Annotated in this window: 17 protein-coding genes; 10 read left to right on the forward strand and 7 right to left on the reverse strand. The window is 49.8% G+C overall.

Annotation, left to right across the window (positions count from 1 at the left end; translation table 11 throughout):
• The first annotated feature begins 19 nt into the window (after window positions 1-19).
• From D5085_08550 to D5085_08575, 6 genes are all read left to right on the forward strand, one after another.
• Window positions 20-2,053, forward strand: a complete 2,034-nt coding sequence (locus tag D5085_08550; GenBank protein QEP43156.1) for a type IV pilus secretin PilQ — start codon at window positions 20-22, stop codon at window positions 2,051-2,053.
• Window positions 2,053-11,163: a hypothetical protein gene (locus tag D5085_08555; GenBank protein QEP43157.1), complete on the forward strand. Its 9,111-nt coding sequence runs from the start codon at window positions 2,053-2,055 to the stop codon at window positions 11,161-11,163. The genes D5085_08550 and D5085_08555 overlap by 1 nt, the downstream gene beginning before the upstream one ends.
• Window positions 11,164-11,300: 137 nt before the next feature.
• Window positions 11,301-11,522, forward strand: coding sequence for a hypothetical protein (locus D5085_08560; protein ID QEP43158.1), 222 nt, complete (start codon window positions 11,301-11,303; stop codon window positions 11,520-11,522).
• Window positions 11,523-11,622: 100 nt separating this feature from the next.
• Window positions 11,623-12,555, forward strand: a complete 933-nt coding sequence (locus D5085_08565; protein QEP43159.1) for a hypothetical protein — start codon at window positions 11,623-11,625, stop codon at window positions 12,553-12,555.
• 113 nt (window positions 12,556-12,668) lie between these two features.
• A complete protein-coding gene (locus tag D5085_08570; protein ID QEP43160.1) occupies window positions 12,669-13,601 on the forward strand; it encodes a hypothetical protein in 933 nt (310 codons plus the stop codon).
• 112 nt (window positions 13,602-13,713) lie between these two features.
• Window positions 13,714-14,658, forward strand: coding sequence for a hypothetical protein (locus D5085_08575; protein ID QEP43161.1), 945 nt, complete (start codon window positions 13,714-13,716; stop codon window positions 14,656-14,658).
• A gap of 164 nt (window positions 14,659-14,822) precedes the next feature.
• Here D5085_08575 and D5085_08580 read toward each other — a convergent pair whose 3' ends face one another.
• Window positions 14,823-15,713: a hypothetical protein gene (locus D5085_08580; protein QEP45109.1), complete on the reverse strand. Its 891-nt coding sequence runs from the start codon at window positions 15,711-15,713 to the stop codon at window positions 14,823-14,825.
• Window positions 15,714-15,928: 215 nt separating this feature from the next.
• On the opposite strand from D5085_08580, the gene D5085_08585 reads away from it, so the two are divergent.
• Together D5085_08585 and recR are read left to right on the forward strand one after the other, a co-directional pair.
• Complete coding sequence (locus tag D5085_08585; protein QEP45110.1) at window positions 15,929-16,249, forward strand: YbaB/EbfC family nucleoid-associated protein; 321 nt, start codon at window positions 15,929-15,931, stop codon at window positions 16,247-16,249.
• 3 nt (window positions 16,250-16,252) lie between these two features.
• The gene (gene recR / locus D5085_08590) at window positions 16,253-16,852 is read left to right on the forward strand and encodes a recombination protein RecR (GenBank protein QEP43162.1); all 600 of its coding nucleotides are present in this window, start codon (window positions 16,253-16,255) and stop codon (window positions 16,850-16,852) included.
• A 31-nt stretch (window positions 16,853-16,883) separates the two neighbouring features.
• On the opposite strand, the gene D5085_08595 is transcribed toward recR, so the two are convergent.
• Both D5085_08595 and D5085_08600 read right to left on the reverse strand, forming a co-directional pair.
• A complete protein-coding gene (locus D5085_08595) occupies window positions 16,884-18,491 on the reverse strand; it encodes a phosphoethanolamine transferase (protein ID QEP43163.1) in 1,608 nt (535 codons plus the stop codon).
• A gap of 351 nt (window positions 18,492-18,842) precedes the next feature.
• Window positions 18,843-20,636, reverse strand: a complete 1,794-nt coding sequence (locus tag D5085_08600) for an IS1634 family transposase (protein QEP43164.1) — start codon at window positions 20,634-20,636, stop codon at window positions 18,843-18,845.
• A 362-nt stretch (window positions 20,637-20,998) separates the two neighbouring features.
• Here D5085_08600 and D5085_08605 point away from each other — a divergent pair, with 362 nt between their 5' ends.
• Window positions 20,999-21,736, forward strand: a complete 738-nt coding sequence (locus D5085_08605; GenBank protein ID QEP43165.1) for a hypothetical protein — start codon at window positions 20,999-21,001, stop codon at window positions 21,734-21,736.
• Window positions 21,729-22,967: a pyridine nucleotide-disulfide oxidoreductase gene (locus D5085_08610; protein ID QEP43166.1), complete on the forward strand. Its 1,239-nt coding sequence runs from the start codon at window positions 21,729-21,731 to the stop codon at window positions 22,965-22,967. The genes D5085_08605 and D5085_08610 overlap by 8 nt, the downstream gene beginning before the upstream one ends.
• 108 nt (window positions 22,968-23,075) lie before the next feature.
• Here D5085_08610 and D5085_08615 read toward each other — a convergent pair whose 3' ends face one another.
• From D5085_08615 to D5085_08630, 4 genes are all read right to left on the reverse strand, one after another.
• Window positions 23,076-23,402: a hypothetical protein gene (locus tag D5085_08615; GenBank protein QEP43167.1), complete on the reverse strand. Its 327-nt coding sequence runs from the start codon at window positions 23,400-23,402 to the stop codon at window positions 23,076-23,078.
• Window positions 23,403-23,515: 113 nt separating this feature from the next.
• Complete coding sequence (locus D5085_08620) at window positions 23,516-24,958, reverse strand: HDOD domain-containing protein (GenBank protein QEP43168.1); 1,443 nt, start codon at window positions 24,956-24,958, stop codon at window positions 23,516-23,518.
• 18 nt (window positions 24,959-24,976) lie between these two features.
• Window positions 24,977-25,270, reverse strand: a complete 294-nt coding sequence (locus D5085_08625; protein QEP43169.1) for a cytochrome c — start codon at window positions 25,268-25,270, stop codon at window positions 24,977-24,979.
• Complete coding sequence (locus tag D5085_08630; protein QEP43170.1) at window positions 25,270-26,547, reverse strand: M48 family peptidase; 1,278 nt, start codon at window positions 26,545-26,547, stop codon at window positions 25,270-25,272. Before D5085_08630 ends, D5085_08625 begins: the two co-directional genes overlap by 1 nt.
• Window positions 26,548-26,580: the final 33 nt, after the last annotated feature.

Here is a 26,580-nt window from a genome sequence, read left to right on the forward strand (position 1 = left end):
CACAGAGGTTAGAGATAAGATGAGACAAGAGCAGGCATGGAAAACTCTAGCGCACGCTGTCGGTGGCGCACTGCTGCTGTTGCTGCTGTCGCGACAGGCGGCGGCGGAGCTGAGGGTGGAGCAGCTACAGGTGCGTACTGTGCAGGGTAACGAGATCGAGCTGGCGGTAGGGCTCTCGGGTGAGGCTCCGATACCGAACCACTTTACTCTGGAAAATCCGCCCCGTATCTCTATCGATATTCCTCAGGCGACACTGGCGCTGGGCGAGAAGTTCCGCAATATCAATGCCGGGCCGGTGAGTAGTGTGCGTCTGTTAGAGGCGGGGGGGAGAGTGCGATTAGTGGTGCGGTTAAATCAGAGCGCCCCCTACGATATTACCGCTAACGCTAATCAGCTACTGATTCGGTTTAATCGCCGTTTAGTGGCAGCGGCTACCGAAACAGCGACTGATGCGACCACGACGATGCCCATGGTTGCGGTTGAGCGGGCTGTCTCGGTGGAGAATATCGACTTTAGACGCGGTGGAGAGGGGGAGGCCAGAATTGCCGTTACCCTAACCGACCCTAACATTATTACCGACATTCGGCGTGAGGGGAGTAAAATTGTGGCTGAGTTCTTAGCCGCCACGCTACCGCCGACGCTACAGAAGCGGCTCGATGTGAACGATTTTGCCACGCCGATTAGTTTTATTGACGCTAAGATGACCGATAACGGGGCGCAGTTGATTTTGACTCCAAATAGTGAGCTGTTTGACTATTTGGCCTATCAGGCGGGGAGTGAGTACCAAATTGAGGTGAAGCCGTTGTCGCTATCGGAGTTAGAGCAGCAGCAGCGCGATAGTTTCGGTTATTCGGGCGAGAAGTTATCGCTGAACTTTCAAAACATTGAGGTGCGGGCGGTACTACAGCTAATCGCTGACTTTACGGGTTTAAATGTGGTGGCCAGTGACACTGTTAACGGCTCGATTACGCTGCGATTAAAAAATGTTCCTTGGGATCAGGCGCTCGATATTATTCTGCGTACCCGAGGGTTAGGTAAACGACAGACCGGTAATGTGATTTTAGTTGCGCCAAATAGTGAGTTAGCAGAACGCGAAAAGCAGGAGCTGGAGGCGCAGCAGCAGTTAGTGGAGTTAGCTCCGTTACAGACCCGCTTTTTTCAGATTAACTACGCTAAGGCGAGTGATATTTCGGTGCTGTTAAAGTCGGGTGAGAACGCCTCTATTCTGTCGGCACGGGGGCAGGTGACGATGGATGAGCGCACCAATACGCTGATGATTCTCGATACGGGGGAGAAGTTAGATGAGATTAATGAGATTATTAAGAAGCTCGATATTCCGATTCGTCAGGTGATGATTGAGTCGCGGGTGGTGATCGCCTCTGACGATTTTGGTCGCCAGCTAGGGGTGCAGACCGGTACGGTCGATAGGCAACAGATCGCCGCTACGCTACAGCCGGGTGATATTGTCACTAATATGAATGTTAATCTACCGGCGACCGATAAGGGCACTTTCGGTTTTACTATTTTGGATAGTAGTTTTTTGCTCGATATGGAGCTCTCGGCGATGCAGTCGGAGGGTCGGGGGGAGATTCTCTCTAATCCGCGGGTGATTACCTCTAATCAGAAGCAGGCGACGATTAAGCAGGGGACTCAAATCCCCTATAAGGCGGTGAGTGATGGTGGTGGCACTAAAACTGAATTTAAAGATGCGGTGTTAGAGCTTAGGGTGACGCCACAAATTACTCCCGATAATCGGGTGGTGATGGATCTGTTAGTCTCCAAAAACAGCCCCGGACAGATATTTACCGATGGGGTGAGTATTGATACTCGTGAAATTCACACTCAGGTGTTGGTTGATGATGGTGATACGGTGGTGCTAGGGGGGGTATTTGAGAAGACGGTTTTAAATAGCACCGAAAAGATACCGTTATTAGGCGATATCCCCCTGCTGGGTTTCTTTTTTCGCAATACGAATGTGACTAATCAGAAGAGCGAGCTTTTGATTTTTGTCACGCCTAAGATACTTAAAGATCAACTGAAATCGGATTTTTAATGATGAAACAGACTTTCTCTCTCTCTCTCTCTCTCTCTTTGTCGGCTCTCTTCTCTGTTCTATTTGTTTTGCTGCTGCTGCAGGGGTGTGTTAGTGGGACTGAGGAGGCGGTGCAGCAGGCGGCATCGCAGATCACAGCTGGGGGCGGGGGGGGAACCACAACACCTGATGGTAATACGATATCTATCTTACCAATTAGCGAAATCACCTTGTTAGCAGGTAAAAATGAGTTGATAGCTGATGGTTCGGATAAAGCACTTATTCGTGCGGTAGTAAAAGATACGACCGGTGCCGCTAAGCAAGATGTTACAGTCACTTTTTCAACGACTGCCGGGGTACTCTCAGCTGGAAGCGTGGTAACGAATGAGAGTGGTATTGCCGAAGTCTATCTTACCAGTGGCGGTTATCCGGCGGTGGCTACAGTTCGTGCTGACGCTGGCGGTTTTGGGGCTAAAACAACCATTAAAATTGTCACAGAACCGGGGAGTATCGAACTTAACCTGTCGGAAAATCAAATTAACACGGCGGGTATGTCAACGCTATGGGCGACCGTCAGCGATAATGCTGGTAACGCTGTGTCTGATATCGAAGTGCAATTTTTTATCGAAACCAATCAAAGTGGTGCGAGTTTAAGTTCCGCTTCTGCAATTACTGATGGTAATGGCGTGGCAACAGTTACCTATTTTGCTGGAGAGACTGGAGGCGTTGTCGATTCAGTGATTGCAGTGGTTCCGAGTCGGGGTTTACGAATTACTTCGCCTAAAGTTATCGAAGTCGGTAGCTTGACAGCGGATCAAGTGAATGTGAACTCATTAGTTTTGTGGGCCGGTAAAGAGCAGTTAACCGTTGGCGGTGATACAACGACTATTCGTGCGACGGTAACTGATGCTGTAGGTAATGCAGTGAATGGAGCAAAAGTCAATTTTAGTTCTGGTAGTGTTGCGGCTCTTTCTGCTAATAGTGCGATAACTAATGTTAATGGTGTTGCCGAGGTAACTCTAAGCTCCAGAGATGTGGCCGGAGCAGTGACACTCTCAGCAGAGTATCGGGGCATTGGCTCGGCCATAAATCTTAATATTGTGGCGGCAGAGGCGACTAGCTTAGTCTTAACTGCTAGCAGTGCGGCGTTAGAGACAGCGGAGACAACCCAAATTAAAGCCAAACTGCTTGATGAGTTTGGTAACCCCGTCAGTGGCGAGTCAATTGTCTTTGATTTGGTCGGTAAAGGCCAGTTAGGTGGTGACTCTGCCACAACTGGAGCGAATGGTATTGCTACAATTAGTTTTACCGCTGATGCTGCGCTTACCGGAACAACGACTATTAATGCTGTTAGTGCGACCAATGTTGGCCTAAAAGGGAGTGTTACTGTTACCGTTTCAACTCCTCCCGAAGAGGCAGATGAGGTGATTCGTGCGGCTGAACTGACAATTGCAACCGATAAAGTCGCTGTATTATCAGATGGAAATGACAGGGCAACTTTAACTGTTACTGCAAAAAATAGTGAAGGGGCTGTTCTACCCGGTGTGATTGTCACTTTTGCAACCACCGGAGGAGAGCTATCTCATGCGCAGTTAACTACAGATGATAGCGGTAAGGCGCAGGTCACCTTTGCGGCTAATTTGGCTGAGCCGGCTAATCAAACAGAGACGATTACAGCGACTGCTAGTGGTGTCACGGGAGGAACTTCTATTCCGATACGGATTACTGGTTCAAGCGTTACCATTAGCAGTGACAGAACCAATTTAGTTACCGGTGGCGCTGATACTGCAGAAATCGATCTGTTAGCCTCTAATGGTGCCGGAACCGGAGTCTTTAATGCTGATATTGAACTCTCTTTATCTGATCCTGATGGTGATGGTGCCGGGGGTACACTGCTGCTAAATGGTAATCCTTTAGATGGCAATACAATTAAATCGGGAGTTGATGGTCGGGCTACGGTGCGAGTTAAAGGGATTAATGCCGGTGTTCTGCGATTAACAGCAAAAAGTTTAGGGGATACCAAAACTTTTGATTTTAATGTTCAGGCTGCTGCACAGGCGTTACAAATTACAGCCCCGATAACTGAAGCAGAAAAAATTGCTAATCTGGATCAGAGTGTAACTGTTAAGGTATCAGTACCGACAACGATTAGCGGAAAGTTGGTTTTTGTCACCACTCATGGTCAATGGAGTAATGGTAACAAGCAGATTGAAGTCGATATTGCCGCTACTGAAGTCTCAGCTATATTAAGTAGTGGTAACGCTAACGGTGTTGCTACAGTGAGTGTTTTTGCTAAAAGCAATATTACTCTAAAGGATTCGGTACAAATTAAGTTTGTTAATGCTGATGTGGCGGTCGGGAGCAGTGTGACGATTCAGGCAACACCCACAACGCTGCAGCCCTCTGGTGGCGATGCGCAAAATAGTGCCCGCTTAACCGGTATGGTGCGGGATGCCAATGGTGCACCTATCTATAATGCTCTGGTTCACTTTACACTGGAAAATAGTACCGGTGGTGGTGAATATGTGGAGGATGCCTATGTCTATAGCGACTCTTCGGGGCAGGTAACGACCAATTTTATCTCCGGTTCGATTAGTAGTGATGCGACAGGGGTTCGGATTAAGGCTGCCCTCTATGGCACTAATGGTGAGGTTGATAGTGATGTGGTCTCCATCTTAATTAACCAGACGGCTGGTTCTGTGGTTATCGGTTCGGGCAACTTAGTGGCAACCGCCAATAACGATACCAGTTACGAGCTGCCTATGGCGATTATGGTCAGCGATTCAGCCGGTAACCCGGTTGCCAATACCACGGTGACTTTAAAGTCGTGGCCTATATTTGCTTATACCGGATACCGGGTGACGCTGGATGAGATCTGTCCAGCAGTTAAAACCTATGCAATACCTAATGAAGATAGTAACCGTAACTTAAGTCTAGATGATGGCGAGGATAAGAGCTATCCAGAGAGTAGTTTAGGCGTCGATTTTAACTTTGATGGAGATCTACAGGATATTATCGGCCGTGATGGCTTGATAACGCCACAAAACTCCAGTGGAGGAAGTGTGCCGGTCACGGTACGAACTGATGAGAGTGGAGTGGCAACCTTTACTATCAGTTATCTGAAGCAGTATGCTAGCTGGATTGAGACTGAAATAGAGGCATCCGTTGTAGTGCAAGGGACTGAGAATACGGGGCGTCTTAGGATGACTTTGCCTCCTGTGGCTGGTGATACTTGTAGTCTGGATAACTCACCGTTTAATCCGCCTAGTGGTTCCGGACCTAGTTTATCTGGTGAGGGAGTGACTTTGTCAGCTGCGACATCGGAAACTGTGGTTAACGGCGATGTCGGGCTAACTGCTACTGTAACTGATATTCAGGGAAATGCAGTTAGAGGAGCTAATGTCGACTTTACTCTTTCGGTACAGAGCTCTAGTGGTGCTGCATCGGGACAGCTTTCGGCAGCTCAGGCAACAACTAATGGTGCCGGTAAAGCGACTGTGACCTATACTGCCGGCGGTGTTGTGGGTACTGAGGTCGTGACGGCAACGGTAGCCGGTTACGACTATCCTGCAAGTCAAAATATTACGATTTTGGCTGAAGGGGTGAGTAATATTGCCGATCTGCGTTTGACTGCAGCAAGTACAACAGTTGTGGCCGATGGTAGTGATGGCACCATCGTTAGAGCGCAGTTGTTAGATAGTGATTTTCAGCCGGTTATCGGTCGTGAGGTTGCGTTTGTAACTTCATTTGGCCGTTTTGATAATGCTGATGATGTTGATGGGGATAATAATTCCAGAACCATTACAGTGGTTTCAGGTAGTGGGGGGATTGCTTCGGCTCGTTTGACTGGACCTAACCCGGTTGGCATCGGACTGGCGACAGTAAAAGCTACAGCGGGAGATTATGAGGATACTGTACAGGTTAACTTTACTGCCGGAGAGGCTGCTACAATTAATTTAACGCCTTTGCCTTCTGCTGTTAATACCGGAGGAAACTCGCAAATTGCTGTGAGAGTAACGGATGGAAATGGATTGCCGGTTGCTAATCAAACACTGTTAGTCACTTTTACCAATAATAGCGGCGGTTCTGTGAGCCCGATTCTGGCAGAGACCAATAGTAGTGGCCAGCTGACAATAAACTATGTTGCCGGCATTATTGCCGTAACTGATACCATTACAGTAACTTCAAGTAGTAATAGTGGTGTTACTGCTAGCTTAGACATTGTTGTGACTAGGTTGGATGTGAATAGCATCAATTTAATATCCGGTTCATCTAATGTTACGGCAGATGGTGCTGGCAGTACTGCAATTACCGCTACTGTGCGTGATGTGAATGGTGCTGTTGTTGCTGGTGCTACCGTTAATTTTTCAACCACCTTGGGTACATTGAGCCCCGATGCCGCAACTGTTGGCACAGTTACGACATTAAGTGCAACTTCAAACAGTAATGGTGTTGCTCGTGTCTTTCTATTTTCAACAACTTCAGCAGGAACTGCGGCCGTGTCAGCTAATGCCGAAGGTAGTATTGCCTCGGTCAATGTCAGTTTTGTTTCGGGCAGTGCCAATGGCATTGTGTTGAATACAGATAAAGCGGTAATTACTCAAGCCGATAGTGTTAATTTCAGTGGTTTTATTCGTGATGCGAACAATAATATTCTTTCCAATGCCGAATACACACTGGATGTGGTTGATAATTTCGGCGCAGCATCGCCGAATTACTACTACACACGAAGCGGGCGCAGTGATGCCAACGGAGCTTATAGCGATGGTGGTTGGGTGGTACCCGCGACTTTAGCTGATACTGTACAGGTTCGAGTGAGAAGTGGCACGGCGATTTCATCTGTCAGAACATTAACTACTGTGGGTTCAATTACAGTAGCATCTGCGAGCGCAACTATGACGGCTGATGGTAGCAGTACCAATGCGGTAACTGTCAATGTTAAGGGCATGAGTGGAGGTAATGTGAGTGGTGTGCCTGTGGGTATTTGCTCAGGGCTGGAGGGAACGACATTTACCGCATCGGGAAACACGATAGCTCAGGATTGTAGTTCGGTAACGACCTCTACTGCCAATAGTTATAGTGGTAATCTCTCCTCCAGCACATTTGATAATCCGTTTAGCGTTAATGTGGATGGAACTGCGGTTGCAGTTCGTTACTCCTTTACCAATGTACCGGAAAACTCGTGGTTAGATGTGGATTTGTATAATCTGGATACGAATCAAATAATAAGATCAAATTTTATTAGTACTTTGGTAAATGATGGCCAGCCGATTTTGAATGGCTTGGCGGTTACCCCGCAATTAAGTCGCGGAAGTTACTATTTTGTTGTGGAGGTTAATAACGGTCCTGCCAACTGGAGTCTGGATGTGCAGGCATCAACAGCGACAACCACTAATACTGATCCGACCACTACATTGCAAACTGATGCATCAGGTAATGTCAGTGTGACATTGAACTCAGGTAATAAAGCTGGTACAGCGGCTATTAGTGCCTATGCACACAGCAATGGTACGAGAAACAATAGTGCGACAACGGATGTAATACTGACTGCTGGAGCACCCTCTGTCAGTCATGGTAGCTATATCGTTTCGGCAGCACCAAGCACGGTAAATGGTTCTGGTAGCAGTCAGGTGTCAGTCAAAGTAGTCGACAGCAATGGCAATGCCGTTTCCGGAGAAACAATCACCTTCTCCATTAGCACCAATACCAGTGGTGCAAACTTGAGTGCAACAACGGCAGTGACCGGTAATGATGGTATTGCTACAGTTGCCTATACTGCTGGTACTACGGAAGGCGCTGATACCATTACCACCGTAGCCAGCAGTAACGATGCCACTAAAACCGGTACAATAACGGTCGATAATGACGCTGTTGTAGTAGGAGGTGTCGCTATGGCAACGGGCTCTAACAGTCTGACCGCTAACGGAACCAGCTCGACTATCCTTCGTGTGACGGTACGGGATACCGCTGGGGCGGTAGTGCCGAGTGCAACGGTGACTTTCAGTACTACATTGGGAACATTGAGTTCCAATAGTGTTACAACCAACAGTAGTGGTATTGCAGAAGCTACTTTGACTTCGGTTGCAATATTGGGAACAGCCAATATTACTGCCACATCTAATGGATTTATTACTCGCTCATCAGTGCAGTTCGTTACCGGTGCAGTGGACACAGTGGCTGTTTCGGGTGCACCTTCAACGGTGAATCCGAGCGGTACGAGTACGGTCAGTGCGACGGTAACGGATGCCAACGGTTTGTTTATAACTGGTGAAACGGTAACGTTCCGTATCAGCACCAATAACAGCGGTGGTACGATAGCGACGACGGGTACGACAAATGCTAACGGTGTTGCGACAGCGGTCTACACGGCGGGAAGTAGCAACGGTACTGATACGATTACGGCAGTAGCGAGTAGTAACAGTACTAGTGGAACAGCAAATATTGTGGTCAATGCTGCGGCACAAGTGGTGGGTTCTGTCTCTGCCAGTAGTGGTGCAACCAGTTTGACTGCAAACGGGACTAGTACGACTACTATTCGCGCAACAGTACGAGATACTGCTGGTGCTGTTGTGCCTAATACTTCAGTCAGTTTCAGTACGACATTGGGAACACTGAGTTCCGCCAGTGGCACGACCGACAGTAGTGGTGTTGCCGAGGTGATGCTGACTTCCGTCACTACACTGGGAACGGCTACGGTTACAGCGACATCCAATGGCTTTGCTGCTACAACTTCAGTGCAATTTATTGCAGATAGCACTACGGGTAGTATTGTCTTATCTCCCGCTGGACCGATAACAGTTTCATCATCGTCATCAACAACTTTTACAGTGACTTCAACTGATGTAAACGCTAACCCTGTTATCGGGGAGTCTTTAAGAATACAGTTAACTACTAATGGTAGTGGCGGTTCTGTAAGTGCCATAACAGGAACAACAGACTCTAACGGTCAATTCTCTTTTACTTATACCGCTGGGTCAGGAACAGGGAGTGATGTGATTGCTGTTTCTTCTGTGACGAATAGTTCCAGAAGGGCAGCACCTGTCGCGATTACTGTTAACCAAACAACCGTAACTCCGGCATCGTTAATTTTAGTGACGGATAAAACAACCCTTACGACCGGTACAACTGAGACGGCAACCATTAGCGCTTACGTTCGTGGTGCAGGGAATAATCTTCTGAGTAATATTCCTGTCACATTTACCTCTGATAGTGGGACGATTTTAGTCAATAATGGCGGCGTCAGTGATTCTAATGGTGTGGCAACTGCACAGCTAAATGTGCTAGGCGGTGATATTAATCGCCCAATTGAAGTTACCGCAACAACCGGCTCAATCTCTGAACGGATAACGATTAATGCTACGGGTACGACTATTACAATCTCTGGGTTAAACAGTGTGAATCAAGATACGCCATTAACTTTAACTGCTCGTCTAGCCAATGGTGCCGGTAATCCTGTCAGTGGACAGACCTTAACCATCTCATCAGCCAATAACAATCCTTTAAGTTCAACAACGGGGACGACGGGTAGCAATGGTTCCCTTGCTATACAGGTGACACCAACTGTGGTTGGAACCGATACGATTACGATTACGGGTGCAGGCGCAACTGCGACACATGCATTAAATGTGACCGGTACGACTGTGTTCAGCCTCTCTTCTACCAATACGGATATTAACCTAGGCGAGACAGAGGCGATTACACTGACATGGACGGAAGCAGGTGTGGGTCAGGCAGGGCAAACTATAAACTTCTCTTCAACCCGTGGGGTGCTGGATGATCCCTCTGATGAGACCGAGAATACGGCAGTTACGGATGGAACTGGTGTTGCAAAGATAAATATCTCTTCAACCTCTGCCGGTGTTGCAACTATTACCGCAATTTCTACGACAGGTTTAAGTGCAGAACTGACTCGAGAATTTGTGGCAACCACGCCCACCTCAATTAATGTGCAGGCATCAAAAGTCTTGGTTGGTACAGGAGGGGAACAGAGTAGCATTACCGCGACGGTGCGGGATGCTAATAACAATTTGGTGAAAAGTCAGGTGGTGTTATTTACCTTAAACGATGTAAGTGGCGGAACTATAAATCTCTCTACTGGCATTACCGATAGCTTGGGCAGGGTTTCAACGGTTTATACCTCATCCTCTGTCAGCAGTGCCCAAAATGGCGTTACTGTGCAGGCAACACTGCGAGATAACAGTGCGATTACCGACACGGTTAACTTAACAGTTTCGCAGCAACCACTGTTTATTCGTTTTGGTACGGGTAATCAAGTAGGTACTCCCAATGCGTCAACACTAACCAAGACATTTACTCTGCTGGTAACTGATGCTGCTGGGGCTGCAGTCGCTAATCAAGCGGTTGCACTATCGGCAAAACCACTCTCGACAGCATATAGTGCTTATAGTAAAGGCTTTTGGCAAACTGTCGACACAACCAATCCTCCCGATGGTACTCCTGATGAGTGGCAACAGGTAACAGAATTTGTTTGCACAAATGAAGATGCGAATCTGAATGGTATTTTAGATAGTGGAGAAGATGTGAATCTAAGTGGTCAATTGGAACCTGGCAATGTGGTAACTATACCTGCTAGTGTGACGACTGGAAGTGATGGTACGGCAACTTTTGATATAACTTATGCTAGAAATTTTGCTCACTGGGCAGCTATTGAAATTACAGCTTCTAGTACGGTAGCCGGGACTGAAAGTAGCTACTCACAAACATTCAGTTTGCCTGGACTAGCTTCTGACTATACTAATCCTAATGTAAGTCCACCAGGTGCTACAAGTCCTTTTGGCCGTTCAACATCTACAAACTGCATCACACCGAATAGTTTTAATTTAGTGGCTGCGCCAATTTCAATTACTGTAACTGCAACAGGGAGTCAGACATCGCTTATGTTGCTAACAGATTCAAGTGGTAATCCTGTTAGCGGTCAACCACTGACCTACTCTGAAACAGAAGACGGAACTATGGTGATTAGTGAAGATGCTGCTTGTACCACAGCTGCAAATGGTACTTGTACGGCAACTATTAATGTAACTAACATTGGTGCTAGTGGTGACTCTTCTCAGGCAACATTTAGTCATTCCGGAGCTAGTGCCACAGTAACTATTACCAATGGAAACTAAACTGTTGTCGTACTGGTAATATTCTGCAGTAGCGGTTGGTTTAATACCCTAACTCAGCCGCTACTACATCGACTAACTCAACCTATATCGGGTTAATCTGCGCTAACTCAGCGCGTTACCCACAGAGGGAACTAGTGATGGCCAGTTTTGCACAACGCTATAGAAACGAAGAGCATAAAAAGGGCAAGTTAGAGGGTCGGCAAGAGACCCTGCTAAAACAAATCCAACTAAAATTTGGTACTTCCCCCGAATGGGTTGAGGCTAAACTGCACGCTGTAGATAGAGCACAGCTTGACCTTTGGGTAGCGGCAATTTTGACGGCTAACACCATAGAAGAGCTCTTTAGCGGTAAGGCGTAGTCTGATACCAGAGAGGTGGCGGCTATGAATTCCCACGCCGAGAATGGGAAACTGTCCACTAAAATTATATCGCCAAAAAATGTTATGAGATGAATCTCCAATGAGTCAAGCAACCGCCCAAGATTATGATAGCCCGTGGAAAGAGGCACTGGAGTACTACTTCGCCGACTTTCTACAACTACTCTTTCCGCAAGTTTGTCAACTGATAGACTGGACTGAAGCACCGGTTTTTTTAGACAAAGAGCTACAAAAAATTACCGGTACAGCGGCTGATGGCCGCACCTATGCCGACAAACTAATTCAGGTTACCCTGTGCGATGGTAAGAAGAGCTGGTTATTGATCCATGTTGAAGTGCAGGGCGAACCGGAGTCCGACTTTGCCGCACGCATGTTTCGCTATAACTACCGCATTCGGGATCGATACCACAAAGATGTCGTGAGTTTAGCGGTACTAAGCGACAGCTCCCCGGCCTTCAAACCGGATCGATTTCAATTCTCACTGGCAGGGTGTGAAATCGACTTTCGCTTTCCGGTGGTTAAGCTACTGGACTGGCGCGAGCGGCTGAATGAGCTATTAAACAGCACCAACCCCTTTGCTCTGATTGTCGCCGCACAGCTTCAGGTTAAACTAATCCCCGATCCGACACAGCGACTCAATGTCAAAAGCCAACTGATTCGGCTACTCTATCAACGGCGCTACAGCCGTGACCAAATTCTTGAACTATTTAAGCTGATTGACTGGATGATTCGACTGCCAGATAATTTAGAGATACAGTTTAAACAGATCGTTGACCAAATTGAACAGGAGCAACAGATGGCGTACATCACCTCAGTTGAACGAATTGCGATGCAGGAGGGCCGGCAAGAGGGCAGGCAAGAGACCCTGCTCAAACTCATCCAACTAAAATTTGGTATTGCCCCCGAGTGGGTCGAGACCAAACTGCACGCTGCGGATAGAGCACAGCTTGACCTTTGGGTAGCGGCAATTTTGACGGCTAACACGATAGAAGAGCTCTTTAGCGGTAGGGTGTAGTCCTATACCGGGGAGTTGGCAGCTATGGATTCCCTCGTGGAGAGTGGGAACCAGAAACTGCCCACTGCCCACTAACATTATATCGCCAAAAAATGTTATGAGATGAATCTCCAATGAGTCAAGCAACCGCCCAAGATTATGATAGCCCGTGGAAAGAGGCACTGGAGTACTACTTCGCCGACTTTCTACAACTACTCTTTCCGCAAATTTGTCAACTGATAGACTGGACTGAAGCGCCGGTCTTTTTAGACAAAGAGCTACAAAAAATTACCGGTACAGCGGCTGATGGCCGTACCTATGCCGACAAACTAATTCAGGTTACCCTGTGCGACGGTAAGAAGAGCTGGTTATTGATTCATGTTGAAGTGCAGGGCGAACCGGAGCCGGACTTTGCCGCACGCATGTTTCGCTACAACTACCGCATTCGGGATCGATACCACAAAGATGTCGTGAGTTTAGCGGTACTAAGCGACAGCTCGTCGGCCTTCAGACCAGATCGATTTCACTTCTCATTGGCAGGGTGTGAAATCGACTTTCGCTTTCCGGTGGTTAAGCTGCTGGACTGGCGCGAGCGGCTCAATGAACTGTTAAACAGCACGAATCCCTTTGCCCTGATTGTCGCCGCACAGCTTCAGGTTAAACTAATCCCCGATCCGACACAGCGACTCAATGTCAAAAGCCAACTGATTCGGCTACTCTATCAACGGCGCTACAGCCGCAATCAAATTCTTGAGCTGTTTAAGTTGATTGACTGGATGATTCGACTGCCAGATAATTTAGAGATACAGTTTAAACAGATCGTTGACCAAATTGAACAGGAGCAACAGATGGCGTACATCACCTCAGTTGAACGCATTGCGATGCAGGAGGGTCGGCAAGAGGGTCGGCAAGAGACCCTGCTCAAACAGATCCAACTAAAATTTGGTACTGCCCCCGAGTGGGTCGAGACCAAACTGCACGCTGCGGATAGAGCACAGCTTGATCAGTGGGTCGCAGCAATTTTGACGGCTAACACCATAGAAGAGCTGTTTAGCGGTAGGGTGTAACCCGATACAGGAGAGATTCAGCTATGGATTCCCTCGTGGAGAGTGAGAACCAGAAACTGCCCACTGCCCACTAACATTATATCGCCAAAAAATGTTATGAGATGAATCTCCAATGAGTCAAGCAACCGCCCAAGATTATGATAGCCCGTGGAAAGAGGCGCTGGAGTACTACTTTGCCGACTTTCTACAACTACTCTTTCCGCAAGTTTGTCAACTGATAGACTGGACTAAAGCGCCGGTCTTTTTAGACAAAGAGCTACAAAAAATTACCGGTACAGCGGCTGATGGCCGCACCTATGCCGACAAACTAATTCAAGTGACCCTGTGCGACGGTAAGAAGAGCTGGTTATTGATTCATGTTGAAGTGCAGGGCGAACCGGAGTCCGACTTTGCCGCACGCATGTTTCGCTACAACTACCGCATTCGGGATCGATACCACAAAGATGTGGTGAGTTTAGCGGTACTAAGCGACAGCTCATCGGCTTTCAGACCGGATCGATTTCAATTCTCACTGGCAGGATGTGAAATCGACTTTCGCTTTCCGGTGGTTAAGCTGCTGGACTGGCGCGAGCGGCTGAATGAGCTATTAAACAGCGCCAACCCCTTTGCCCTGATTGTCGCCGCACAGCTTCAGGTTAAACTAATCCCCGATCCGACACAGCGACTCAATGTCAAAAGCCAACTGATTCGGCTACTCTATCAACGGCGCTACAGCCGTGACCAAATTCTTGAACTATTTAAGCTGATTGACTGGATGATTCGCCTACCCGATAATTTAGAGATACAGTTTAAACAGATCGTTGACCAAATTGAACAGGAGCAACAGATGGCGTACATCACCTCAGTTGAACGCATTGCGATGCAAGAGGGTCGGCAACAGGGTCGACAAGAGACCCTGCAAGAGACCTTGCTAAAACAAATCCAACTAAAATTTGGTACCGCCCCCAACTGGGTTGAGACCAAACTGCACGCTGCGGACAGAGCACAGCTTGACCTTTGGGTCGCAGCAATTTTGACGGCTAACACCATAGAAGAGCTCTTTAGCGGTAGGGTGTAGCCTGATACCGGAGAGATAGTCGCTGGTATGGATTCCCACGCAGCGCGTGTGAACCAGAAAATCAGAGATCGCAGAGTGCAGCAGCGTATCGCGAGCGGCTGACTGAACTGTTAAACAGCATGAATCCCTTAAAATTTGCGCCTCTATCCGTTAGGCACCGGAAGCTATTGGGCTAAAATACCGCTGGCCCCAAACCAGAATTCGATATTTTTTAGCAGAAACTCATCATAACGCATGTAGTGGGAGCCGTCACAGGAGAAGTTGAGCCCGATCATGCCGTTAATTAGATTGAGTGAACCGGCTCGTAGATAGACATTCTCATCGGCAAAGCGCAGTTGGCGAAATAGGCTCAATATCGGAGCGATTAGATCTGGTTCGACAATGGCTCGTTCATGGTAGGGATGGCAGCGGTAGGCGAGGCAGATATCGGGATCGGTCAAGTCATCGATGTTGAGAATACGATAGACAAAGGGATCTTCGACCGTCCAGATGGTCGCCCGACTGCTGGAGAAGTGGAGTTTGCCGTGATAAATACCGTGGTAGATCATCAGCTCCTCTAGCAGCGGCAGCACATTATCGATCACCCTATCCATCGGGCTTTCGATCCGTTGCTGGGCGAAGAGACCGCGACGAATTGCTGGATCGCCCTTGACTTGACGCCAAGTATCGGGCTCTTTGTAGAGGTGGCCGGTGTGGGGGAGCTCACGCAGATCGAAATCGGCGCCGAGAAATCCGATCCGATGACCCTCGGTATCATTAATCGTCTGAATGGCCGTTAGCGAGGGGCGACGCGAGTTGCGGCTAATATAGGATTCGGACAGTGTAAAGGGTTCGCTATTGACACTCTGCATATAGGGGCGCGACATGCGGTTGCGGCCACGATGGTTCTCATCAATACCGGTAGGGGTAATATTGGCGGTTATCTGTACTCCGTGCTGATCCATAATATAGAGATGCTTGCAATATTTCAGTCGCGGCAGCGCTTGCTCTAGTCGCTGCTGTAGTGCGTCGGGATCGTCTAGCGAGGGGGCGCACTGTTTGGCGAGTTCGTTCATGGCGTTGCTAATCAGGCCGCGCAGCACCTGTCGCTGTAGCTGCACGCTCTCTTTAAGGCTTAAATTGGTCACACTGCTCCCCCCAAAAGGTTGTCTGAACGACTATTGTAACGGGGTTGGTCGGTTAAAGTCTTCTGTAGTGGCTGGTTAAAACGGGCAAATGTTGTATGATTAACGGTAGTGAAAGCGATTTGACAACCAAAGAGGTGGCATTTATGAAAGGTGGATTGGGAAATTTGATGAAACAGGCGCAGCAGATGCAGGAGAGTATGCAGCGGGCACAGGAGGAGATCGCTCGGATGGAGGTGCAGGGCGAGTCGGGAGGGGGCATGGTGCGAGTGGTGATGAATGGCCGCTACGATGTGAAACGGGTCTCGATCGATGAGTCGCTTATGGATGATCGGGAGATGTTAGAAGATCTAATCGCCGCCGCTGTCAACGATGCAGTGCGCCAGGTCGAGAGCACCACTCATGAGAAGATGGGGGGGTTGACTGCCGGGCTAAATCTCCCCCCCGGATTTAAGATGCCGTTTTAAGCGGTGAGGAGTAGTTTCAGTCCGGCGCTAGATCGGCTCATTGAGGCGCTGCGTACCCTGCCGGGAATCGGGCCTAAATCGGCACAGCGAATGGCTTTTTATCTGGTAGGACGGGAACGGCAGGGGGCGATGGCATTGGCTGCTGCGCTCTCTCACGCCGTGGAGCATATCGGATACTGCAATCAGTGTCGTACATTTACCGAGGAGGGGCTCTGCCGCCTCTGTCGGGATCAGGGGCGTGACGGGGCGCAGCTCTGTATTGTCGAAAGCCCCACCGATATGGTTTCGATTGAGAGTAGCACCGACTATCGTGGCTACTACTTTGTACTGCATGGCCACCTGTCGCCGCTAGATGGCATCGGTCCGGAGCAGCTAGGGTTTGAACAGCTGCAGCAGCAGTTAAAGTCGCCAATACAAGAGGTGATTTTAGCCACCAATCCGACCATGGAGGGGGAGGCGACCGCCAGTTATATCGCCACCATGGCGCACGATGCCGCTATTATGGTGTCGCGGTTGGCACCGGGGATCCCGCTGGGGGGGGAGCTGGGTTATGTTGATGGTCTGACGCTGAACCACGCCTTTAACCGGCGCCAAGCGTTGTAGCGTTTAATCTGTCAATCAAGCGCCTATTGCGCTAAAAATGGTGCCATAAATCGAGTTTGGCGTCATAATCACGGCTATGCAGAAACAGTCCGCCAAGCAGGGTATGGGCGATTACATCATGGCTCAGATTAGCTGAGATATTGCGTGGCAGCGGTGGTAGCTGCCGCAGTTGCCGATAGCTGTCGGAAGCCCACAGCACCATTGGTACATGGGTTTGAGCCTCTGGTGCAATAGCGTATGGCAGACCGTGCAGATAGATGCCGTTTTCACCTAACGATTCACCATGATCTGAAGCGTAGAGCATAAAGGCCGGATAGGGCTGTTGTTGTAGCTGCTGAATCAGTTGGGTTAAAAACCTGTCGGTATAGACGATGGTGTTATCGTAGGCATTGGTTATCTCTTCTCGGCTACAGGTGTGGGGTGCCTGTGAGCGGCATACCGGACTGAACTGCTCTGCTGACTGAGGGTAGCGGCGATAGTAGGCCGGGCCATGGCTGCCGAGCATATGGAGGACAAACAGGGTATCGGTTTTAACTCGGACAATGCGCTGTGCTAACTGTGGCAGTAGCTGCTGATCTAGCTGTTGCGGTTCTAACTGAATCCTATTCGCTGCGTTAAGACGCTGGCAGATCCCTTTGCAGCCGGAGTTATTGTCGATCCAGTAGGTGTCGATAGCGGCGTTTTGAATCAGATCGAGCACATTGGAGCGCCGTTCCGCTTTTTCCGGACTATAGTCACTGGCCGGCAGCAGGGAGAACATACAGGGGAGAGAGTAAGCCGTTGTTGTGCCGCAGGAGCGGGTTTGACTGAAGTTAACTACCCCCTCTGTCTGTGCCAGGCCGGGAGTGGTGGCTCGGGGGTAGCCGTTCAGACTCCAGTGATCGGCACGGCCGGTCTCACCGACCACCATTACGGCGATGAGCGGTGTAGCTGTATCGGGACGAATCGACACTGCCGGTTCCAGCGGGGTAAACGGCATCGCCGCCAACCACTGCTGATGATAGTAACGCACGACTGAACTGATCGCATAGATCGGCTGAATATAGACCCGTAGATCACGGTTTTCGCGACTAAACAGGGTGGTGGTTTTATAGTTAAGACCAACCAGTAGCAGCGTGGCTCCGAGGAGGATTAACAGAGTGAAAAGTCGCCGTAGCATTGCCCTGTGCCACGACTCTGATTTCACCTTTAACAGCAGCATTAGTGCCAGTGGCGGTAGAGCATAGAGTGACAGATAACTGAATAGATCTACAGAGAGCAGCTCCAGTGCCTCCGCGCGGTTACCTTCGGCGACATTAGCGATAATATTGCGCACCATTTCTACATCAAAAATAGTGCCGTAACGATCGCTAAAGTAGCTAAGCAGTGCCGAAACTAGGATAACGGCTGTCAGTAGTGGTTTTAACCAAAAGTGGCTTGCTAATAGTAACAGCGGCATGAGCATAAGGAGCAGCATCAGCCCCAGTAGGGTAAGCAGGTAGCCAAAGCCATTGAGGGTTGCAAGATCGATCCGCTGACTGAGGAGGTACCAGAAGTGGTGGTTATGCAGTAGCAGCATCACCAGTGTGACCAGTAGCAGTATTGAGGCGGGGTAGAGCTGAGGGCGTTGCAGCGAGGTAAATTGGCGAAGCATGGGCATTTTTCAAAAGGGTAAAGATTAAAATTAGACGATACTCCCTCAACCTGAATTCAGGCTGAATTTGCCTCTCAGTAGCGGGAATAGAAGGCATAATATACATTTAAGCCGACTGTGTGGCCGGAGAGCCGGAGTCTGACTGGCCAATAAAGCGTGACATCTATCACAAAATATCATTAAACAGGCGAAATAGATGCAGTTTACGCCGCTATTTCAGTTTGACCCATCTTTCGATTTGCTAGATCGAATAGTGCAAAAAATCAAATAGTTGAGACGAATTCAATGGGTAGTATGGCACTACATCTATGATTTTTCACGATGCAGAATGCAGAACGCGTGTTGACTGAGCCGAATTTAGATCAGCGTCATCTTTGTCGGATGGACCGAATAGTCGAGTCCCAGCGCATCCAGAACTGGACGTTGATGGGGTTCGATGCGGGTGGTTTTGCGCAGATGAATGGTGCGATTATCTTCACGCTTGACGGTGACACTCACCCGCTGACGATTGGCAAACAGCTGTCGCAGGGATGTCCAGCTCGCATGAATGTCGTGTGCTTTGAGTTGATGTCGCAGCGTATGCACGAGATGGTAACCGAGCAGGGTGATGAAGAGGTGGCCCTCGAGGCGATCGGCTGTATGGTGATAGACGGGGCGCATCCCCAGTTCGCTTTTCAGGCTGCGAAAGACCGCTTCGAGGTCGGTGAGCAGGATATAGGTCTGCCACAGCTTGGCAGCATCCCAATCGAGTAAATCGGTGCGCAGACAGTAGACGCCGGGATGGCTGGCCGCTGAGTCGGCGGCATCGTTGAGAGACCAGGTGATGGCCGTGGCTTTGCCCTCTTGTTCGCTGACGCTAATGGTATAGCGGGCGGCTGCACGGGAATACTTCTGTTTGAGCCGACCAATCCGCTCATGGATTTTCTCGCTGCTTTTGGTGCAACGGGGTTTAGATAGTCCCTCATTAAGGGCGGTTAACCCCGCTTCAAAGCGTTGCGCAATGCTATCCAGAATCGCCTGCTCTTTCAGTTCTCGCGCTTCGGAGTGGCAGTAGAGTTTGACTTCCCCCCGCTCGCCATCCTCAACCCGCTGCGCGCGTACGCAATTGCCGGGGCTCTCTTTGATCAGCGTGGCCTGGGTCTCATCAAACTCTCGATGGGGTTGACGGCTCACGACAATATAGTGGTAACCGGCACCTTTCAGCCACTGTAGATTCTTCTCACTGGCAATGCCGGCATCCATAATAACAGTACTGTGTGGCGAGGCTTCCAGCTCAGTGAGCAGACCCTCCAGGGTGGAGGGTTCGCTGACATTACCGGCAAAGTGGCGTGAACAGCGCGGAAAGCCACTGCTATCGAGTACCAGACCGAGGGTAACGAGCGGGCAGTCACTGCGCCGCTCCTTGGAGCGCCCACGCTGTGCCAGTTCGGAGTCGGGCGCTCCTTCAAAGAAGGTATTGGTCAAGTCATAGAGGGCGATAGTCTCCTTCAGATCGAAAAGCGTCTGCTCCCGCTGCCAGAGATGGGCCTCCAGTGCCGCTTTGTGTTTCCAGAGCAGGTCGCTGGCTTGATAGAGGCGATCATGCCCCATGGCGTCAAAGTCATAACCGATGAGCTCGCCCAGTCCACTCTGCTGCTGGAGCCAGTGATAGGTGGCCCACTCGCTGGCAGGAGAAGCCATGCGCCCAACGATATTGCCAATGGCTGCGGCCAGTTCATGACGGTTAAAGCCAAGCTCTTGCAGTTTATCAATCAGTTTCAGCTGTTGCAGCGCATGCAGAGCCAACTGTTCAATGCCAACCTGACGAGGCCGGCTTAGCTCCAGAGAGTCCATATCGACCGATTGCCAGGTGTGCGGCGGTAACGGTTCGCCGTAACCGGTTTGCTGTAGTTTGTTGCTCAACTGCTGGGCGGTCTGCTCCAGGGCGGTTGGCAGTGCCAGGGTGAGAAAATCGCCCTGTGCGTTCAACAGTTGCTCAATGCGGGCGGTCAGAAGCGGCCATTGCGCCGACTCTACACTAAAGTGGCGACCCAAATTGAGCAGGGTCTGTTGCTTGACCTTGCCGGCCACACGGGTGGATTCCACCAGTCGATAGGTGAAGTAGGGCTCACCGGAGCCGTGGCTTTTAATCGTAGTGCGACGAATATACATACTGACAGTGTAGCTGCAAAATGGGGGATTGCAAGCCTATCCGTCACATTATGGCACTACGATTTATTTTCAAAACTCAAGTAATTGATTTAATTAAAATCGCATATCGGGTTCCCGATATATTTTGGGGATTTTGGTCGGATTTGACGAAAGATGGGTTGAGTTCAGCTTCAACCTCTATTGTGGTCGGCGTTAATTTACATTAATCAATCGACAGAGGTGATTTTATGAACAACAGAGAAAGATTAAGGTGGATGCTGCACCTGTCTCTATTAACGACGAGTGTCACATTAAGCGGATGTCAGAGTTCTGCTTCGGATTCGGGTTTGGTGTCAAATGAGTCCGATAGCGGTTCCGCCATAGTGGCTGAAACCAATGCTGCTATATTAGCTGGATCTGATGACAGAGCTGAGCAGTTGACACAGCCGCAGCAGCAAAATGAGTCTGATACTGGCGATGACACTTATGTTACTGGTTTGGCTGAATCAGATAACAGCGATAAGGCGATAGAGGCGGCACTATCGGAGTCGGATGAGTCTGGCGGGACAAATAGTGAATCGATTGAAAGCGATAATAGTGGTGTAACGGACAATAACATGACTTCCGGAGCAGTAACTTCAGTCTATCCACTGTCTGATACAGGTGACGATAATGACGACACAGAACAGCATGAAACTGACTCTGCGACTTCGGCTATCGGACAGGAAGAGGGTAGCGACGATAGTCGGGTTGAAACCGCTTCAGATAGTTCTGTAGTCAATAGCGACACGATAACCGCAACATCAATCACAACAGCAGATAGTGGTACGATGGTTGATGATGGCTCCAGACTACTAGCCGCGCAATGTTTTCAGTGCCATGGCTCGAAGGGGCGATCGAAAACGGATATCGACTCGCTAGCCGGAGAGAGCAGTGCTGAACTCTATGAGGAGAGTCTCGAATACCAAATGAGCAGCGCTAACTCAATGATGGCGCATCAGGCAAAGGGGTATAGCTCCGATGAGTTGAGTAAAATAGCTAACTATATCGCGATGAGCGGTGTCGCTGCCGACTATGCAGAGAGCGATAGTGATCATGAAGAGGAGCACGACGATGATTAATCAGAGCAGAAGAGATTTTATTAAACAGACGGTCGCGGTCTCCGCTCTCTCTATGGCACCGGTTGTAGCGAGTCGGGCGGCCAATTTTCATGTCGTCGTTGTAGGTGGCGGTTTTGGTGGCGCGACAGCGGCGAAATATCTGCGCCTCTGGTCGGGGGGGCAGGTCGATGTCACTCTGATTGAGTCGGCTGCAGCACATGTTAGCTGTATTTTAAGTAACTTGGTGTTAAATGGTCGGGAGAGTCTCTCTCGTCTTAGCTTCGGTTATCAGGCGCTCTCTGCGGCAGGCGTTCAGGTGATTCACGATCGTGTGGCGACGATTGATGCCAATAACCAGCGGCTACAGCTCGATTCCGGTGGTACTGTGGCCTATGATCGGCTGATTCTCTCTCCCGGGATTGGCTTTATCGCGCCTGAGGGCACCGATTTTAACCGCATGCCGCACGCCTGGGTAGCCGGGGAGCAGACCACGCTATTGGCGCAGCAGCTACAGCAGCTACCCGATAGGGCGCATGTGATTATGACGGTTCCTAAAGCCCCCTATCGCTGCCCGCCCGGCCCCTACGAGCGAGCCTGCCTGCTGGCCGACATGTTAGAGCCGCGTGGTGGTACGCTAACTGTACTGGATGCGAATAGCTCCATTATTGTTGAACCTGAAACATTCGGGGAGCGGTTTAATAACCGTTACGCTGCGGTCATCGATTATCATAGTGGTGTTACGGTTGAGAGTGCTGATCCCGATACACAAGCGCTACAGACCTCCGCCGGCCTGTTTAGTGGCGATTTGGTCAATTTAATTCCCAATCAGCAGGCGGCAGCCCTGATTACGGCCAATCAATTGGCCGATATTGACGGGCGATGGGCCGGTGTTAATCCGCTCTCTTACGAGTCAACTGTGGCGGCAAATATCCATATTATCGGCGACTCACAGGCAACCGGTCAGCCCAAATCGGGACATATGGCCAATGCTGAAGCTAAAGTGTGCGCGGATGCTGTGCTCAGACTGCTGTCGAATCTGTCGCCTTATGCTGAACCGGTGACTAATTCAGCCTGTTTTAGTCCGGTAGGGGATGACAAAGCCAGTTGGCTCAGTGCTAACTATCGCTATAACCGTACCACAGGCAAAATGGCGCTCATTCAGGAGAGTTTCGGCGCGGGTAGTCCCACAACTGAAGCCTATCGAACGATGTATGACTGGGCTAATAATCTGTTTGACGATACTTTTGGTTAAACATTCGTCTGTTTGGTATGTCAGATCATCGCTGTGGCTTGCTCTTCACTGTAGGGCAAGCTGTCAGCAATTAGCTAGTGAAATGATGAATAAGGTTTTGCTACCACGCTACGCAGCTCGGGTCAGCTGCTGATTGACTGTGTGCCAAAAGCGGATGACTTGTTCGGGCTTTTGGTCAAAAAAATCTTCAAAGAAACCGATTTCGTGTAGTGGTGCAGGGTAGGCGTAACGCTCGCCATCCGCACCATATTCGGTTAACCATTCAACAGGTTCTGTTGCTTCAACAATATCAAACAGCTCTGCCGGATAGAGGTAAGGGCTACCTTTGTCGTTTAACAGACGGTAGTCATCGGCTTCAATACCAATGACAAAATAGCTATATCCGGCTGATAGTTCTGGATAGTGGCGGCTAGCGGCCTTTAATTTCACAATCACTATGCTATCCTCTTTAGTTTGGTTTCGACTATAATTAGCTCCCGGGTTAGCTCGGTGATGGCTCTACTTCCCTCAATTTAGTTAGTTTATTACCAGCGCAACTCTTCATTCTCTTACTGCACCTTACGATAGCCCCGCTCCAGCGCGTTAGCTGTTTCTGCTACAACCCGCTTAAACAGCTTAAAGCTGCGCTCATCTAGGTGGCAGTGGGGGTTGGCGCGATCCGCATAGAAGACGCCGCAGAGCTTATCGTTCACATAGAGCGCCATGACATAGAAACTTTTGACTTCGAGTTTTTGGCGGAACTTTGGCGGAATTCTCGGCCAGTAGCGTGCATAGTTGTTCTGATTGAGCCAGATCGGTACCGGTCGTTGCAGCACCTGACGGAAGAAGCTCTTTGGCGGTAGCTCAATTGAGAAGCGGTTAAAGTCGGGATCGTCACTGCCGACGATACTGCGCGCTTTAATATAGTGATCGCTGGTGACCACACCATAGACCACCCGATTTAGCCCCAGCCCATCGTGCATCGCTAGCATGGCGCTTTGAATAATCTCTTTAAAGAGTCGTTCACCGCGATGCTGTTTGAGCTGCTTTAGGTAGCGTAGCAGCAGCGGTCGGCGCGGGGCGAGGCAGAAACTGACCTGGCGGCTGCTCTGCGTCTCTTCGCTGTCGTTAGTCTCCTCTGTGGCAATCGGGTAGGCGGGCAGTAGGAGCCGATTAGCGGCGTGGGGTAGGCGAATGTAGTTACTCTCAATCGCTGCTATGGCGGCAGTCGTGTGGATCATGGCCACGGTTTCACCCGTCTCTAGCCGCATTAGTTTGGCTAGGCGAGTTTCGATCTCTCTTGTTTCGGGCGAGTACCAGTCAACTTCACCGCTATGGCTCAGCTCAATGGCGAGCATGATGGTGTAGATGCGGCTATCGGAGGCGTTTTCTGGGTAGAGGCTACGCTGAAAAATAATCGGTAGATGCCAGACCTTGGCCAGCTCTTTGGTGAACTCATCGATTAAAAAGCCTAGTTCAAGATATTGTGCCTCCTCCGGTTCGGTATCGTTGGTGACAATCCGCTTTTGAATATTGACCATCTTCTCCGGTACTTTAATCCAGAGCGCTAGCTCACCGACGCAGTGGAGTAGGGTGGCGAGGAAGATGGCATTCGGATCGGGATCTTGGCGCCGAATCGCCCACTGTCGCGCCTGTACCGCTGCATGGTAGTAGCGCTTTAAGATGGTGAGATAGTTGAGCACCACTCGATTATCGCACTTCTCTAGCGAGGGGAGCTTTTGCGGTAGCAGTGAGAGCTTATCGAGACCGCTAAACATACGAGCCTGCGGTATGGAGTCGATATCGTCACGGCCATGCTGATGCTGAATCTTATTTAACTGCCTAATCAGTCGTAGCGCGAGGCCGATATCCTTCTCCAGTACCCTATCGACCTGATCCATGGGGATGGTTTCACGCACAATTAGGTTTTTTAACACCTTGATATTGTGTGTAATCGCTGGCAGCTCGATACTCTGCAGCGAATTGACCCATTTGATCAGGGTAGCGTTCATTAGCGGGCTCGGAGTTAGTTAACGACTAAAGTGGTAGTGGGTCTGGTTCAGATAGTCGGTGACCGCCTGAACTTGGTCATCAAACCAGGTGAGTCCTAACATATCTTTACACATATTGACTCGACTATTGAGCGCGGCATAGTGGGTTACTTTGCGATCAGCCCGCGTATAGAGTTCACTGCCGTGGCAGCGAAGACAGCTCTGTTGGTGTAGCGCTGCCCCCTCGTTAAGACTCTCTTCGGCGGGTAGTGAGAGAGAGGCGGCTAAAAGGGGTGCTGAAATGGCTGAGATTAGCGTGCTGCGGTAGGTCATCATTGCTCTCCGTTAGGGTAGGTTGGTCGATTAAGATCGCTGTTTTGTTGTAACCGGGCAATGCGCACCGGTGCCGGTGGATGGGAGTCGTGAAAGGTCGAATAGAGGGGATCGGGGGTTAAAGTGGCCGCATTTTCGCGATAGAGGGTCACTAGAGCCGAGATCAGATCGATCGCGCTACTCTGCTCTGCTGCGTATTGGTCGGCCTCAAACTCATGTTTACGGCTACTGAGGGCAAAGAGCGGTTGTAGAAAGAAGCCGACTAGAGGCAGTAGCAGCATAAATAGTAGTAGCGCTATATGTTCACTCGGCTGCTCAACCCCTAGCGCCTGATAGAACCAGAGCTGCTGCTCCAGATAGCCTAGTAGGGCTAGGGAGAGCAGCGAGAGTAGTGCCGTCATCGCGATTCGTTTGGGGATATGTTTGCGGCGAAAATGGCCTAGCTCATGTGCTAATACCGCTTCGAGTTGATCGCCTGTCAGCTCTTTGAGCAGGGTATCGAAAAAGACGATCCGTTTATTGCGGCCAAAACCGCTAAAGTAGGCGTTACCGTGGCTAGAGCGGCGGGAGCCATCCATGACAAACAGACCGTTAGCGTTAAATTGACACCGTTGGAGTAGCTTTTCGATCCGTTGCACTAGCGCTTGGTCGCTTAAAGGTTCAAATTTGTTAAATATCGGCGCAATCCAGTTCGGGTAGATCCACATCATTAGTAGCGAGAATAGCAGCCAGGTTAGCCAGACCCAGAGCCACCAAAAATCGCCACTGCTCGCCATCAGCCATAAGATGAGCGCCAGCAGAGGGACGCCAAGGGCAATAGAGAGAGCTATCTGCTTGACCATGTCACCCATAAAGGTCGAAACGGTGGTGCGGTTAAATCCAAAGCGCTGCTCCAAGTAGAATGTTTGGTAGAGACTCAATGGCAACATCAGTAGTGAGCTGGCAAAGCTAAACAGCAGTAGTACCGCGACACCGTGCCAAGGCTGGCCCCAGTGCCAGTGGCTAACACTCGTCTCCAGCCACTGTAGGCCGCCGCCGAGAGTCCAAAAGAGCAGCAGCGGTACCGAGTAGAGTCCGCTGACTGCCCCTAGTTTCAGCTTCGCTACCGTATAGTCGGCCGCTTTTTGGTGCTCCTGAAGGGTGATTGAGGCTGCAAACGCCTCAGGTACCCGCTCTCGGTGGGCCGTGACGGTGCGTAGTTGTCGGTAGTCGAGGTAGAGAGTACCGAGAGTGGTAGCCACAATGAGTAACATAAAAAGTTGTGTCATCAAGTCCATAGTGATTTTTAACCGAATTTTAGCAAAATTTAG

The organism is Ectothiorhodospiraceae bacterium BW-2 (genome assembly GCA_008375315.1).
Taxonomy (GTDB): Bacteria; Pseudomonadota; Gammaproteobacteria; order Thiohalomonadales; family Thiohalomonadaceae; genus BW-2.

Bases quoted from the DNA above. Each gene is read 5' to 3' on its own strand.
- D5085_08550 (QEP43156.1), top strand. From the start codon at position 20: ATGAGACAAGAGCAGGCATGGAAAACTCTAGCGCACGCTGTCGGTGGC.
- D5085_08555 (QEP43157.1), top strand. From the start codon at position 2,053: ATGATGAAACAGACTTTCTCTCTCTCTCTCTCTCTCTCTTTGTCGGCT.
- D5085_08560 (QEP43158.1), top strand. From the start codon at position 11,301: ATGGCCAGTTTTGCACAACGCTATAGAAACGAAGAGCATAAAAAGGGC.
- D5085_08565 (QEP43159.1), top strand. From the start codon at position 11,623: ATGAGTCAAGCAACCGCCCAAGATTATGATAGCCCGTGGAAAGAGGCA.
- D5085_08570 (QEP43160.1), top strand. From the start codon at position 12,669: ATGAGTCAAGCAACCGCCCAAGATTATGATAGCCCGTGGAAAGAGGCA.
- D5085_08575 (QEP43161.1), top strand. From the start codon at position 13,714: ATGAGTCAAGCAACCGCCCAAGATTATGATAGCCCGTGGAAAGAGGCG.
- D5085_08580 (QEP45109.1), bottom strand. From the start codon at position 15,713: ATGAACGAACTCGCCAAACAGTGCGCCCCCTCGCTAGACGATCCCGAC.
- D5085_08585 (QEP45110.1), top strand. From the start codon at position 15,929: ATGAAAGGTGGATTGGGAAATTTGATGAAACAGGCGCAGCAGATGCAG.
- D5085_08595 (QEP43163.1), bottom strand. From the start codon at position 18,491: ATGCCCATGCTTCGCCAATTTACCTCGCTGCAACGCCCTCAGCTCTAC.
- D5085_08600 (QEP43164.1), bottom strand. From the start codon at position 20,636: ATGTATATTCGTCGCACTACGATTAAAAGCCACGGCTCCGGTGAGCCC.
- D5085_08610 (QEP43166.1), top strand. From the start codon at position 21,729: ATGATTAATCAGAGCAGAAGAGATTTTATTAAACAGACGGTCGCGGTC.
- D5085_08620 (QEP43168.1), bottom strand. From the start codon at position 24,958: ATGAACGCTACCCTGATCAAATGGGTCAATTCGCTGCAGAGTATCGAG.
- D5085_08625 (QEP43169.1), bottom strand. From the start codon at position 25,270: ATGACCTACCGCAGCACGCTAATCTCAGCCATTTCAGCACCCCTTTTA.
- D5085_08630 (QEP43170.1), bottom strand. From the start codon at position 26,547: ATGGACTTGATGACACAACTTTTTATGTTACTCATTGTGGCTACCACT.